The following is a 14,528-nucleotide window of genomic DNA, read 5'->3' on the forward strand; positions in this document are numbered from 1 at the left end:
GTCAGATACAACTAGCGCTGTATCCAGTGTGTCTTCAGGGTTAAGCAACACCAATAGCTCAGTCTCAGCGATCAGCAGCGGTCTGTCAGATACAACTAGCGCTGTATCTAGTGTGTCTTCAGGCTTAAGCAACACCAATAGTTCGGTGTCTGCGATTAGCAGCGGTCTGTCTGATACAACCAGTGCAGTATCTTCAGTATCTTCAGGCTTAAGCAACACCAATAGTTCGGTGTCTGCGATTAGCAGTGGCCTGTCAGATACGACCAGTGCGGTGTCTTCAGTGTCTAGTGGCTTGAGCAACACCAACAGCTCAGTCTCAGCGATTAGCAGCGGTCTGTCTGATACCACCAGTGCTGTATCTTCAGTATCAAGTGGCTTAAGCAACACCAACAGCTCAGTCTCAGCGATTAGCAGTGGTCTGTCAGATACGACCAGTGCGGTATCTTCAGTATCAAGTGGCTTGAGCAACACGAACAGTTCTGTATCGTCGATCTCTAGTGGCTTGAGTAACACTAATAGTGCTGTATCCAGTGTGTCTTCAGGCTTGAGCAATACGAACAGTTCGGTGTCTTCGATCTCTAGTGGCTTGAGTAACACTAATAGCGCTGTATCCAGTGTGTCTTCAGGCTTGAGCAACACGAATAGCTATGTATCGTCGATTTCTAGCGGATTGAGTAATACCAATAGTGCGGTATCGTCGATTTCTAGCGGATTGAGCAATACCAATACTGTGGTATCTAACATCAGTGCTGGTTTGAGCAACACCAATAGTGCGGTGTCTTCGATCTCTAGTGGTTTAAGTAATACCAATAGTGCTGTATCAAGCGTATCTTCAGGCTTGAGCAACACCAATAGTTCAGTGTCTTCAGTATCGAGTGGCTTGAGCAATACGAACAGTGCAGTATCTTCGATCTCTAGTGGATTGAGTAATACGAATACTGCGGTATCGAGCATTAGTAGTGCGCTAAGTAATACCAATACTGCGGTATCGAACATAAGTAGTGGTCTGAGTAATACCAATACATCGGTATCGTCGATCAGTAGTGGTCTGAGCAATACTAATACATCGGTATCGTCGATTAGTAGTAGCCTCAGTAACTTGGCAGGTAGTATCGGCAACTCTTCAAGTGTGATCTCTGCAGTGTCAAGTGGCTTAAGTAATACCAATACTTCAGTCTCTTCAATTAGCAGTGGCTTGAGCAGTACCAATACATCGGTATCGTCGATCAGTAGTGCATTAAGTGCAACGAATGTTTCAGTCTCTTCGATCAGCACTGGTTTGAACACAGTCATTAATACCGGTACCAAGTACTACCAAGCGAACTCAACAGGTGAAGGTGCTAAAGCGGTTGGTACAGATAGCATCGCGGCTGGTCCTAATTCAGTTGCTACAGGAGATCGTTCAGTTGCCTTGGGTGCAAACTCAAAAGCAATCGGCAATGATTCTGTCGCTTTGGGTGCTGGCTCCGTCGCAGACCGTGCAAATACGGTATCTGTTGGCTCTGTCGGTAATGAGCGTCAGATCACGAACGTTGCACCAGGTACCAAAGGAACTGATGCAGTTAACCTCAATCAATTGAACTCGGTTCAGAATTCTCTGAATAACCGTATCGATGACTTGAATAATGTCGCTTCACGCGGTATTGCATCAGCGACTGCCTTGACTCAAATTCCTGAGATGAATGAACATCAACGGATGAACGTCGGACTGGGTGTTGGACATTTCAATGGTGTTGATGCTGTTGCAGTGGGTGCGAAGTTCAAGGTTGGTGATAATGCTCGCGTTAATATCGGTGCAGGTATTTCCGGCGGCGTCGCAACCTACGGTGCTGGTGTTGGCTTCGGTTGGTAATCTAATCTGAATAAAAAAAGCGCATGTTGATCATGCGCTTTTTTATTTTCAGTACGGTTTCGCCCCAAGGATCAAATGGATATTAATTAATGATAATCTCATGATTATTTATATCTATGTGTATACACGAAAATCGTGAGTCGATTAGAATGTGACGATGGTCTCAAAATCAGTGGTGGACTCGACGTCCATGAATGAGTAAAGCGAGAGTGTTCATATCAAAGATTTAAATATGGATTAAAGCACCATGAAATTCAGAGGATCGAAATGCATAAGCGGTTAACAGTCGGAATAACTTTCTTTGTCAGCACGCGAGTCTCTGATATTTGGTCAAATGGTGCAGTACAAAACATCATTTTTCTATATCTACTCATTCAGAAGATGCCGAGTGTGACAGAAGTCTTGTTAGTGAATGGTGGGGATGGCGATATCATTCCAGAAGGATTGTTACTCGATGATATTCCACTTAAAGTCTATAAGATTGAGGACGTTGTATCGCGCTTAGATGTACTGATTGATGGTAATGCCCAGATGCGCAGTGAGGATATGCAAGCTGTGCAAGCACACGGTGGTAAGATCGTGAATTATCTCATCGGCAATGACTTTGTAATTGATATGGAGCGCTGTTTGTTTGATCGACCCACAGGCACATTATTCAACGGTTTCAAATTTGATGCCGTCTGGACGCTTCCTCATCATGAAAAAACCTGTCGGTCATATTTTGAGGTCATGCATCGTTGCTCCGTAAGTGTTGTTCCTTATATCTGGTCACCGATGTTTCTGAAAAAAGGGATTGATAGTTTGGCGAATCCTGCGTCATTTTTTTATCAACCTACACCCGGTCCGAAGCGTATCGCAATATTTGAACCCAACTTAAATGTCGTGAAAACGTGCCATTACCCGTTGCTGGTTTGTGAAGCTGCGTATCGTATTGAACCTGAGTTATTCAAAGCCGTATATGTGACTAATACTTCACACATGAAGGATAATCAGACTTTTCAGCATTTTATCGGCACGATGGATGTCGCTATGAATAAGGTTGCGACCATTGAAGATCGTTTCAAAACCCCATACTTTCTGAGTGAGCATACTGAAATTGTCGTTTCTCATCAGTGGGAAAATCAGCTGAATAACCTTTATTTAGATGTGCTGTATGGCGGATACCCTCTGGTTCATAATTCTGAAATGCTCAAATGCGGTTACTACTATGAGCCATTTAATGCTAAAGCAGGAGCTGAGATTCTCCTAGATGTGATGCATAACCACGACAACCGAATCGAAGAATATAATGAAAAGACAAGCGCTTATCTAGAAACTGTTCAACTAGACTACCCAGATAATATAAGGCAGTATGAACAAGCGTTATGGGATTTGTTTAGTGATAGTGCAAGTACATAGTTCGTTATCGGGTCTCTAGATTTATTCACGAGTAGTAGCGTGAAATTATTAATATATAGGTTGAATGACATTGAGCGAGCAAAAAAAATTAGTCGTCGGCATTACCTTTTATGTCAGTCAGACCAATACTAATATTTGGGCGACTGGTGCGATCCAAAATGTAATCTATCTTTATCTCATGATGCAGAATATTCCATCGGTTGCTGAGGTCATACTCATCAACGGCGGGGATAGCGATGTACTGTCTTCTACACTGATGCTGGATGGAGTGGATATCAAAATCGCACGTTTGCCTGAAGTGATGGATCGATTGGATGTGCTGATTGAAGGGGGAGCTCAGGTTGATCGCGATAGTATTGTTGAACTCCATAAGCGAGGGGCAAAAGTTGTTGCCTACCGCATGGGTAATGATTTCGTGATTGATATGGAACGCGTTATTTTTAAGCAGTCTCCTGGTTATTTATTTCAACGTGTAGGCTTTGATGAAGTGTGGACTATTCCACAACATGAAAAGACCTGTCGATCTTATTGGGAAGTGATGGAGCGCTGTGCCGTTAAAGTCTTACCTCATATATGGTCACCGCTATTTATCGATAAAACGATTGTGGAATTGCCATCGAATTTAACCTTTGGTTATCAAAAGACTATCACTACGTCACCATCACCCAAAAAGATTGCCATCCTAGAACCGAATGTGAATGTCGTGAAGACCTGCCACTATCCACTTTTAGTTTGTGAAGCCGCTTATCGTCAAGATCCGTCATTATTTAAAGCGATCTACGTCACGAATACATCTCATATCAAAGATCATGTGACGTTTCAGCATTTCATCGGAACGATGGATGTGGGTTTAAATGGCATTGCAACCATTGAGGATCGTTATAACACCCCATTTTTCCTCGCAGCACATGCCAATGTTGTGGTTTCCCATCAATGGGAAAATGAGCTGAATTATTTATATTACGACGTGCTCTATGGTGGATACCCACTGATTCATAATTCTACGATGCTGAAGTGTGGCTATTATTTTGAAGCGTTTGATGCAGAGGCGGGTGCGACCGTGTTGCTGGATGTGCTACGTCATCACGATAGCAGAGCTGAGGAATATAAAGCCCAAGCTCAAGAATTTCTTAAAACGGTTCATGTCGATTATCCTGAGAATATTCGCCTGTATGAACAAGCCCTGCTTAATCTTTTTGCCGATTAGAATCATGATCTGGCGCATGAAAAGGAACCTTGCACTTGGATTCTCATAAAAGATTAACCATTGGCTTAACTGTCTTCATCGGGTCTGCTAATACCAGCATCTGGTCCAATGGGGCGATCCAGAATTTTGTTTTCCTTTATCTATTGCTCAATAAGATTCCGTTGGTGCAAGAAGTCATTTTTATTAATGGCGGTGATAGTGATGAGCTATCCTCGCTGATGCTTGATGGTTTACAGATTCGGATTGCACGTTTGCATGAAGTAGTTGATCAACTGGATGTGCTCATTGAAGGGGGGACGCAGCTTGATTGGCAAACCATTCAAAACTTTCGAGCCAGAGGCGGTAAGGTCGTGAATTACCAAGTCGGCAATAGCTTTATCATGGATCAAGAAACGGTATTGTTTAATCGAACTGCGACACGGGTTTTTGATGGTTCAATCTTTGATGAAGTGTGGACTATTCCGCAACATGAAAAGACTTGTCGATCGTATTGGCAAGTCATGCATCGTTGTCCTGTTCATGTCCTTCCACATATCTGGTCGCCTTTGTTTTTGGATAAGACGATTGCCAATATCCCTAATGGCGGGCACTTTGGTTATCAGCCTCGGGTTGGTAAGAAACGAATTACTATTTTTGAACCGAACCTGAATGTGGTCAAAACGTATCATTACCCTTTATTGGTTTGTGAGGCCGCCTATCGCCGTGATCCCAGTAAGATACAAGCGGTCTATGTCACCAATACCGCACACATCAGCAAGGATGAGACCTTCCAGAACTTTATGGTGAATACCGATTTGGGTGCAAATGGGGTGGCATCCATCGAGGACCGTTTTCCGATCGCACACTTTTTGGCATTGCATACAGATATCGTGGTCACTCATCAATGGGAAAATGAGTTGAATTATCTGTATTACGATGTTCTCTATGGTGGCTATCCCTTGATTCATAACTCATCAGCGTTGAAGTGTGGTTATTATTATGAATCATTTAATGCCACGTCTGGTGCAGATGTGTTGCTCGATGTTTTGACACATCACGATCAACGGATAGAGACTTATAAGCAAGAGACACAAAAATGGCTTAAGACGGTGGAAGTAGACTATCCACCTAATATTTTGGCGTATGAAAATGCACTGAAAAGGGTATGTGGTTTGTCGCGAGTTTAAGCAACTCTGAGCATGCGCCGTTTCAAAATTGCAAAGACAATGATTCAAATGGACGATATCAGTATGAAGTTACACTTAGCCTGCGGTGTCAATATATTGTCTGGCTGGACAAATGTGGACTTGGAACCTCAAGAGGCGAGTGTCATTCAGCATGACTTAACAGAGCCCCTGCCTTTTCCCGATGAAACATTCGATTTTATTTATTCTGAGTACTTCATTGAACATATCGCTAAAGAAGATGCCCATGCGTTTATTGCGCAGTGTTTTTTAAAGCTGAAGGCGGGTGGAGCGATTCGTATAAGTACACCCAGTCTAGAGCGATTGGTCAGGCAGTTTCAATATGGAAGAATGGATAGCTGGCGCAGTGTGAGTTGGATACCCTCTAATCGTGCGGATCTGATCAATCAAGGTATGACCGCTTGGGGTCACAAATATCTCTATGATTGGCAAGCACTCGAAACGTTATTTCGCCATCATGGTTTCATCAGTATTACCCGCAAGTCTTGGGGAAGCAGTAATTTAGGTGTTTTTAATGGCATTGAATCACGCCCAAATAACGGTGAAATTATTCTTGAGGCGACTAAACCCACATCCGCGCAACTTACTACCAAGCGTCCAAAAGTTTCCGTGGTTATCCCTTCCTATAATCATTGTGACTATGTTGCAGCAGCCATCAATAGTGTCTTAAATCAGACTTTTCAAGATTTTGAGATTATTGTCACTGATGATGGATCGTCTGATGGGACTCCAGATATCGTTGCGACCTTTACTGATCCACGGATCAAGCTCAAGCGTTTTGAAAAAAATAAAGGCGCATGCTGGGCAACAAATGATGCCATCCGCCGTGCACAAGGGGATTACATTGCCGTACTTAATTCTGATGATGAGTTCTTACCAGAAAAACTTCAGAAGCAAGTCGCTTTACTCGATAGCCATCCAGAATTTGGTGCTGTTTTTGCCTATCCTGAAATTATGGATGAAGAGGGCAATGTTTTGCCTGTTGAGGGACAGCAAAGACATGCGGGGATCTTTTACGAGAGCAATAAAACGCAAGCACAATGGCTGTCTCGTCTTTTGCAAACCAATTGTCTGTGTCATCCGACTGTACTCATTCGCCGAACTTGCTATGACGCAGTCGGTTTATATAGCCCGAATCTCAGATCACTGCCTGATTATGAAATGTGGGTGAGAGTGTTACTTCACACCAACATCTACATCATCCAAGAGCCCTTAATCCGGATGCGGATCTTTGCGTCAGGCGGAAATGAGAGTGGTCAACGCCCTGATCAATTCCGAAGAATGTATTGGGAGCATATCCCGATTATCAAGCGTTTATTAGCCGCCCCTCATGATTTGTGGAGGGAGATGCTAAGCCACTTTATGGATGTTTCTGAGCTACCACAAATTGAGAATTATCAGCGCGAGCTTGAGTTCTCAGTGCTTTGCACCAAGATCAATGGCTTATCACATTTAATGGCGGCGATGCAGGTCCTTAGCGCGATCAATGATGATTCAGAAGAGGCGGTGATTCCAATTTGTCGCATCTATAACGAACTCGCGGCACATTTGGAGTTTAGTATCACGCCTCATAAGACGTTGTGGCCACTGCGAGTATAAATGACATGAGCTCAAAAAATAATACCTATGTCACACAACCTTTTTTACCCGATTTGCAGGAGTTTATTCCCTATCTGGAGCAGATTTGGGATAACAAAATATTGACCAATGCAGGACCTTTTCATCAGCAATTAGAGGAAGAGCTCTGTCGATATTTAGGTGTTAAGTACATCTCTTTATTTTGTAATGGCACTCTTGCATTGGTTACGGCGTTACAAAGTTTGCGCATTACGGGTGAAGTGATTACGACGCCCTATTCATTTGTCGCAACCGCGCATTCACTGCTTTGGAATGGGATTAAACCGGTCTTTGTAGATATTGATCCTAAGACCATGAATCTTGATCCAGCAAAAATTGAAGCCGCTATTACGCCGTCTACAACAGCGATTTTGCCTGTGCATTGTTATGGGCATCCTTGTGATGTGCAGGCTATCGAGAAGATCGCAGATACCTATAATTTGCGTGTTATTTATGATGCTGCGCATGCTTTTGGGGTGAATGATACCCACGGCAGTATTTTGAATTATGGCGATTTATCTGTACTGAGTTTTCATGCGACCAAAGTTTTCAATACCTTTGAAGGTGGCGCAATTGTTTGTCATGATGCAAAGACCAAACAGCGCATTGATCACCTCAAGAACTTTGGTTTTGTCGATGAGATCACGGTGGTAGCACCGGGCATCAATGGCAAGATGAGTGAAATCAACGCAGCATTTGGTCTATTGCAGCTTAAGCATATGGATCATGTGTTAAATCAGCGGCAAGCCATTGATACTTTCTATCGTGAACATTTGCGTGATGTCAAAGGCATCGAGTGTGTCAGTCGCACATGTGAGACTAAAGCAAACTTCTCATATTTTCCGATTATTGTGGATTCTAATTATGGGCTTGGGCGTGATGAACTCTATGCTAGGCTAAAGGAACACCATATTTTTGCGCGGCGCTATTTTTATCCACTCATTTCTGATTTTCCGATGTATCGTGGATTACCTTCGGCGCATCGAGATAATTTACCCAATGCCAGTTATATTTCTTCTAAGGTGATTTGTTTGCCGATATTTCCAGATTTGGCGATAGAAGAGTGTAAGCGGATTGTTGATATCATTCGGATGACTGCGTAATCCATCCAAAAAAAGGATCAGACGCTATGCGACTGTATGGAATTGTGGGAGCTGGTGGATTTGGTCGAGAGGTTTTGCCTGTTGCCGAGAGTATGCTGAAAGCAGCTGATCCTGTACATGATTTTGAGGTCGTTTTTGTGGTCGAATACGGTCAACCGCAATCGATTAATGGACATCGTGTGTTGCTCGTGGATGAATTCTTAGCATTTGATGCAGAAAAGTATTTTAATATTGCAATTGCGGATGCTGTGGTCAGAGCTCGTATCGCAAAGCAAATGATCTCCCATGACATTACACCCTTCAGCATTCAAGCGTTAAATAGCATGAGTCTGAGTTCGAATCAGATCGGCGAGGGGGCAATTCTATGTCCATTTACGTTGGTCACGGCGAATGCCAGCATCGGTCGTTTCTTTCATGCCAATATCTATTCTTATGTCGCGCATGACTGTCAGATTGGTGATTTTGTGACTTTTGCGCCCAGTGTGCATTGTAATGGCCATGTGATTGTTGAAGATCATGCTTATATCGGAACGGGTGCGATTTTAAAGCAAGGCAGTGCAGAAAATCCATTGATCATTGGCCGTGGTGCTATCGTTGGGATGGGTGCAGTCGTGACCAAAAGCGTTGCCCCCTATACGACCGTTGTGGGCAATCCTGCGAAGCCGTTGATCAAGCATTGATGGTTCTATCATGACTGACTGCCTAGAGTAGGCTGTTTGATTTCTATTTCTGGAATGTCATAGGGGAAAAGCATGTATTTGTGGGAGTCACATTTAGATATTAGCCATAATCCCAGTGATCATGATCGCTATACCGATCAAGCTCGTTCTAATTTGGTCGATATGTTTTCCTCACCGCGAAAGTTTGTTTTGGAAATCGGATGTTCCACAGGTGCGACGGGCCGCTACTGTAAAGAGAAGTTCCCTGAATCCGTGTATTGGGGAATTGAGCCGAACCAGGATGCAGCAAAAATTGCGAGTACTCGGATAGATCATGTATTGGTCGGACTCTCCGATGATTTTGTATTATCAGAGCAGGGAGTTGGGTTTGGGCAGATTGATGGTGTCATATTGGCAGATGTCATTGAGCATATGTATAACCCCTGGAAAGCATTATCCAGTTTAAAGCCTTATCTAGCGAGTAATGCTGAGATTGTGACCAGTATCCCGAATGTACGCAGCATCTGGCTCTTAAATGAGATTGCATCGGGCCGGTTTACCTATCTGGATCAAGGCTTGTTGGATATTACCCATATTCGTTTTTTCACCTGGAAAGAAATCGTCGATATGATGCAGCAATGTGGCTATCAGATAGATTTTTTGACCTATGGCGTAGACGAGCGGTTATGGGCGACCTATCAGAATTATAAAAATATATTGCCTAGCACCGTTGAGTACGAGAATGTTGCGATTAAACATGTTAAAGATGAAAATGATCTACTCGAACTCTGTAGCTTGCAATATTATTCAAGAGCGATACTCCGCGCTTAATCATAATAAAATCGACCCCGATGAAAGATTTGATCTAAATGCACGACGGGGTTTGGATCATTTTTCTCGACGATGTATTCTTTAGACAGCTTAATACGCAAGGTGGTAATCGCATTTGGGGTTCTAGAAAGCTCAGGCAACTCCATCTGTTGTTCGGTATGCAGAGAAATGCCAAATGACTCCATGATATGTACCAGATTATCGACATGAAGCTTAAACTTTTTACCTGCGACATCAAATTGATATTGCTCTAAAAAAGAAAAACTTTGCTCGTTGAAAGCGCGCTTGGTCTGAGGGTCACGCCAAGCTTGAACCGCCAAATAATAGGGCACGTTGATATCAATTGTCCCTCCTTCAGCAAGCATATACCCGCAGTTTTTAAGTGCAACAATCAAGTCATCCACGGACTGAAGCACTTGATCGGCATGAATCGTATCGAAGTAACTTTCAGGCAAAGTCATATTGCCAAAACGCCAACTGTGATATTGCTGTGAGAAATCGATGTCTTTGCCAATATTGAGTGTTAAATCACTGCGAACATTGGGGTCGTGATCAATATTGAAAACATCAAAAGACCAGCGTGTTCCAGAGCCTAAACGCAGTTGTTTCGGGAGAGGGGGGCTTGGTTTGACAACCTGTGCTGGGTGCTCAGTTTGCGTAAGGTAACGCTCCATTGCTTGGCCGACTATCGGGGCTCCTGCGCGTTTTTTGAAGATGTCATAACCTTGCTTTTCGTACTGCAAACGGAGTTCGGGATTTGCGACAACACTGACACAGAAGTCGACCAGTTGATCATAGGGGCAATGTAAGACGGCATCTTTGAGATCGTCATCAATTTCACTATGGCTATTCAGTTCTGTGACGACAACCTTGTGGTTTGCCAGTGGTAGAGCCGCGCGCACGATTTCAAAAATATGGTATTGATCATAGTTAGTCATATTCAGGATGACTTTAGAGCGCGCAATCAGGCGATCTAAATCGCTGTATGCTGCGGATAGTCCAAATTCATTGACATGGACTTTTAGACCTCGTGCAATAAGCTGATCCACGATATGTTGACGCCTAGGACTTAAATAACCATAGAAGTAAACGTCAATATCCTGCTCAACCGTTGTGGGGATTCGTTCCAGCACGGGCATATACGTGACAGGAACATACTCGACTTGATCAATGCCTGCGGCTTGTAAGCGTGCTACATTCCCTGCTGCGTAGTCCCAAACTGGATTGTTTTTCATGAGGTTAAAGTAAGAGGGAAACATGCAGGGTCCAGTAGGGAAAACAGGCTCCAAATTGCGCACGATAACCCGATTAATGGGGCGCTCTAAACGTAAAGATTTCTGTAGATCGTGTCCGAGATTAAAACCGCAGAACAGAATATTGATGGCATCAGGATCGATGGTACATGGCTCAAAATGGACATGGTTAAAGCCATAATCTTTGAGTGCATGATAAAAAGTAAGCATCTCATCGGTAATAAAGTGTGGATTGAAGTAACTGGTTAGATGTATTTTTTGCTCGCGCATGTCCGTAAATTCCTATAGCCGCAAAACCGCGATGTGTCGCTCTCAATAATAACTTTGATTCATTAGCTCATAAACTTGTGGATAGGGAGGTGCTTAATTTCATCTGTCGTCAGCGCGCGTTTACGTAAAACAATACTTAAAGCATCGACAGCTCTCGGCATTTTAAGCACGACATCCCAATTATGATTGTGTTCTTGAAGGGCTTTGAATCCAACGTCATTGGTGCAGATAAAGCTTTGGCTAATGGCTTCGAAACGATGGGTTTGCCAACCATATTGCCACCAGTTATTCAGTAGCTTACCCCATGTATGTTCGTTAAAAGTCCGTTTGGTATCGGCTAAGCCCCACACACCATAGGAAAGGTCATGCGGTACTTCCAGCTCGAGGGTGCCATCTTCTTCTAAGAGCTCTAAACAGTTTGTCAACGCTTGGATAAAATGATTCACGCATTGAAAAACATCTTTAGCGACAATCTTATTGAAATAACCTCGCATGAGGCTGATTTGACCAAAACGCCATGAGGTGAGTGGTAAATCAAAAGGCAAGGGATAGCTGATATCCAGTGTGAGGTCCGGTGAGAAATCAGCACGTGCATCGATATTACACATGTCAAAACGCCAGCGCAGACCTGCGCCAATTTGCAAGGTTCTGGGGAGAGCCGCTAATGTGGGGATCGTCTCTTTGATTTCTTGTTGAGCCAGATAATTTTCTATTGCAGGACGTAAGATCTCTGCAGCTTGACGCTTAGAGAAAGCTTCAAAACCTCTTTCTTCCAGCGCTTTACGGCGGTCATGATCATGGACCAGTTGCCAGCAAAGCTCAGGAAGCTCATCTAGTGATCCTGAGAGAATAGCATCTTTGATATCGGGTTCAATATCGGTATGCGGAGAAAGCTCTGATACCACGGCTTTATGATTGGCGAGCAAATACGAGACTCGGACAATTTCGAAAATCCCCACGGTCTCATAATAATGAATATTGATAACAACTTTTGCACGGCCTATATATTCGGCACGTTTATCACCTAAAAACTGTCCTGTTTCGGTACTCATGACCGTGAGCCCACGGGCTCGAATCGCATCTAAGGTTTTTTTTCTTCTTGGGCTGATGCTGCCATAGAACAGTACATCAATATCTTGTTCAATCATGAGCTCATCGTCATGCTGCGTGGCGCTGAGCAAACGATGGGTAGTGGGCGAGATTTCAGTCATTTCTGGGCAGTAGCCCAATTGGACATGCTGAATGTTATAGACGCCTGCGTGTTGCAGCGCTTGAATATTCTTGAGGTTATAGTCCCAGACTTGGGTATTTAAGAATTGACGGAAATAGGCCAGATCAAACCAAGGGACTTCGGGGGAGACCTGCTCCATGTTATAAATAATAATGTCTTTTGCTTGAGCGGACAGCGTTGTCCAATTGGATGCCCCCGCCCCAAAGACGATATTGATGGCATCGGGGTCGATATATTCATCAATCCATGTGGCGGTATATCCTAAAGATTTTATCCCGTAATAACAGAACATCATGCATTCGCGAAAGGCCCCACCTGCGCCTAGTGCAGTCACATTAAACTTGATGGATGTCATCTTGTTGATTAAGCCTCGCCAGCTAAGGGGTTTTATTTGAGAGTGTTCAATAAAACCCAATCATAGCGAAGAATAATCTTAATGTATTCAGATTTAAGCAATTAATCGTGATCTACTTCACTATGTATCAAGTTAATCCGTTTGTTTTTAGGATTCGGGCTGGTCATTTTTGAGGGATAGATGGGAAGGGTAACACTCACCTCTAGTCCACCCTCATGATGATTGTGAACATTGACCATGCCGCCATGAAGACCCGCAATGCGTTTTACAATCGCAAGCCCTAGTCCACTGCCCTGAGTGGTTCTGGCACTCTCACCACGGACAAAAGGTTCAGTCAGGCTGTTCAAGTCATCGAGTTGGATGCCATCCCCGCAATCGCGAATAGTCAAGGTCAATTGAGTAGGCAGTAGCGTTGCCGAGATATAAATTGGTTCTCGACCATAACGCAGTGCGTTATTGACAATATTGCCTACCATACGTTTGATGGAGAGTGGACGTATGGAGATCTTGGGCAGGATTTGTGGCTGATAAAGAATGTTTGATGATTTATATTGAATCACGATCTCTTGCAAGATTTGGTTGATATCTGCAAGTTGGGTTTCTTCATCCGATCCGTCACGCATGTACGAAATAAATTGCGCCAGAATTTCATCCATATCCGCAATGTCGTATACCATGCCTTCACGTAAGTCTTCGTCAGGCATCAATTCTGCGGTCAGTCGCATTCGGGTCAGTGGAGTACGCAGGTCATGTGAAATCCCTGCGAGCATAATCGTTCGATCATGCGCAGCTTGTTCAAGCGAGCTAATCATCTGATTAAATGCAGTATTCACTTGGCGAATTTCTACTGGTCCTGAATCGACGCGTAGCTTGGGCGTCTCCCCAGTAATGGTGTAGCGCCGTGCTGAAGTCTGCAGTAAAGCCAATGGTCGATTAAGCTGGCGTACCAGAATCAGAATAATGATCGACGTCAGTAACGGAATCCCGAGCAGCCAGCCAATGATCAGCGCGGCATCGTACTGCGCATAAAATAGCAAAGGCTCACGAATCCAGACATTACCTAGGGAGGGGAAGTGAATCCATAGCTGGGGTGTCGGCTTGAATCCAAAAAAAACGCTGACGGGTTCTTTGAGTTCTGTAGACAGTTCTTTACTGAGTTCACTGGTAAAAAAATTGGCCAGCGGATTGGTTCGTTGACTTGGAAACTCCGCAGGATCGCGAACAAATTCGACGCCTACACGTTCAAGAATCCATTCGTGAATATCGAGCGCGAAGGGGTCGATCAAGACTTGTTGTTCTGCTTCACGAATGAGCTCAAGATTAATAGCGAGATAGTGCGCATGCTGGCGAATTTCGGGTAAATACAGTGTGCGCCAGAAGAACGCGAGCGACATAAATAAGCTAAATAAGCCAACGAAGGAGACCAGTAGCGTGGTTCGTACGGCCGTTGAATTCGGCTTTAACTTTTTTAAGAAACGATCAATCTGCTTAGACAACAATAACCAGCGTTGTCTAAGACTGATTGTCACTCGCGTCGGCTTAGGTTGTTCACTATTCACATAAAATCC

Annotated in this window: 13 protein-coding genes; 8 read left to right on the plus strand and 5 right to left on the minus strand. The window is 43.8% G+C overall.

From position 1 onward, the window contains the following. Window positions 1–639 (minus strand): hypothetical protein (locus tag ACLHG7_RS00005; protein WP_410209056.1); only part of this gene is annotated, 639 nt, incomplete at its 3' end. Window positions 640–645: 6 nt separating this feature from the next. Beyond that, window positions 646–1,293, minus strand: coding sequence for a hypothetical protein (locus ACLHG7_RS00010; protein WP_410209057.1), 648 nt, complete (start codon window positions 1,291–1,293; stop codon window positions 646–648). Between ACLHG7_RS00010 and ACLHG7_RS00015 the strand changes: the two genes are divergently transcribed. From ACLHG7_RS00015 to ACLHG7_RS00050, 8 genes are all read left to right on the plus strand, one after another. After that, on the plus strand, window positions 1,280–1,852 hold the full coding sequence (locus tag ACLHG7_RS00015; protein ID WP_410209058.1) for a YadA family autotransporter adhesin: 573 nt from the start codon (window positions 1,280–1,282) through the stop codon (window positions 1,850–1,852). The two genes, ACLHG7_RS00010 and ACLHG7_RS00015, sit on opposite strands and share 14 nt — an antisense overlap. Before the next feature lie 267 nt (window positions 1,853–2,119). Further along, entirely contained in the window at window positions 2,120–3,250 is a 1,131-nt protein-coding gene (locus tag ACLHG7_RS00020) for a DUF2827 family protein (RefSeq protein WP_410209059.1), read from the plus strand. Between the two features lie 70 nt (window positions 3,251–3,320). Then, complete coding sequence (locus ACLHG7_RS00025) at window positions 3,321–4,457, plus strand: DUF2827 family protein (RefSeq protein ID WP_410209060.1); 1,137 nt, start codon at window positions 3,321–3,323, stop codon at window positions 4,455–4,457. Window positions 4,458–4,492: 35 nt separating this feature from the next. After that, window positions 4,493–5,623, plus strand: coding sequence for a DUF2827 family protein (locus ACLHG7_RS00030; protein WP_410209061.1), 1,131 nt, complete (start codon window positions 4,493–4,495; stop codon window positions 5,621–5,623). Between the two features lie 63 nt (window positions 5,624–5,686). After that, window positions 5,687–7,240, plus strand: a complete 1,554-nt coding sequence (locus ACLHG7_RS00035; RefSeq protein WP_410209062.1) for a glycosyltransferase — start codon at window positions 5,687–5,689, stop codon at window positions 7,238–7,240. Between the two features lie 5 nt (window positions 7,241–7,245). Then, window positions 7,246–8,361: a DegT/DnrJ/EryC1/StrS family aminotransferase gene (locus tag ACLHG7_RS00040; RefSeq protein ID WP_410209063.1), complete on the plus strand. Its 1,116-nt coding sequence runs from the start codon at window positions 7,246–7,248 to the stop codon at window positions 8,359–8,361. Window positions 8,362–8,387: 26 nt separating this feature from the next. Beyond that, window positions 8,388–9,041, plus strand: a complete 654-nt coding sequence (locus ACLHG7_RS00045) for an acetyltransferase (RefSeq protein WP_410209064.1) — start codon at window positions 8,388–8,390, stop codon at window positions 9,039–9,041. A gap of 72 nt (window positions 9,042–9,113) precedes the next feature. Next, window positions 9,114–9,851, plus strand: coding sequence for a class I SAM-dependent methyltransferase (locus ACLHG7_RS00050; protein ID WP_410209065.1), 738 nt, complete (start codon window positions 9,114–9,116; stop codon window positions 9,849–9,851). Here the strand turns inward: ACLHG7_RS00050 and ACLHG7_RS00055 are convergent. The 3 genes from ACLHG7_RS00055 to ACLHG7_RS00065 form a co-directional block, all read right to left on the minus strand. Continuing rightward, window positions 9,848–11,374: a hypothetical protein gene (locus tag ACLHG7_RS00055; protein ID WP_410209066.1), complete on the minus strand. Its 1,527-nt coding sequence runs from the start codon at window positions 11,372–11,374 to the stop codon at window positions 9,848–9,850. The two genes, ACLHG7_RS00050 and ACLHG7_RS00055, sit on opposite strands and share 4 nt — an antisense overlap. A 62-nt stretch (window positions 11,375–11,436) precedes the next feature. Beyond that, entirely contained in the window at window positions 11,437–12,960 is a 1,524-nt protein-coding gene (locus tag ACLHG7_RS00060; protein WP_410209067.1) for a hypothetical protein, read from the minus strand. 101 nt (window positions 12,961–13,061) lie between these two features. Next, window positions 13,062–14,519 carry an ATP-binding protein gene (locus ACLHG7_RS00065; RefSeq protein ID WP_410209068.1) on the minus strand — a complete coding sequence of 486 codons (1,458 nt, stop codon included), beginning with the start codon at window positions 14,517–14,519 and terminating at the stop codon, window positions 13,062–13,064. Window positions 14,520–14,528 lie beyond the last annotated feature (9 nt).

It is taken from the genome of Aquirhabdus sp., assembly GCF_046462495.1.
Lineage (GTDB): Bacteria > Pseudomonadota > Gammaproteobacteria > Pseudomonadales > Moraxellaceae > Aquirhabdus.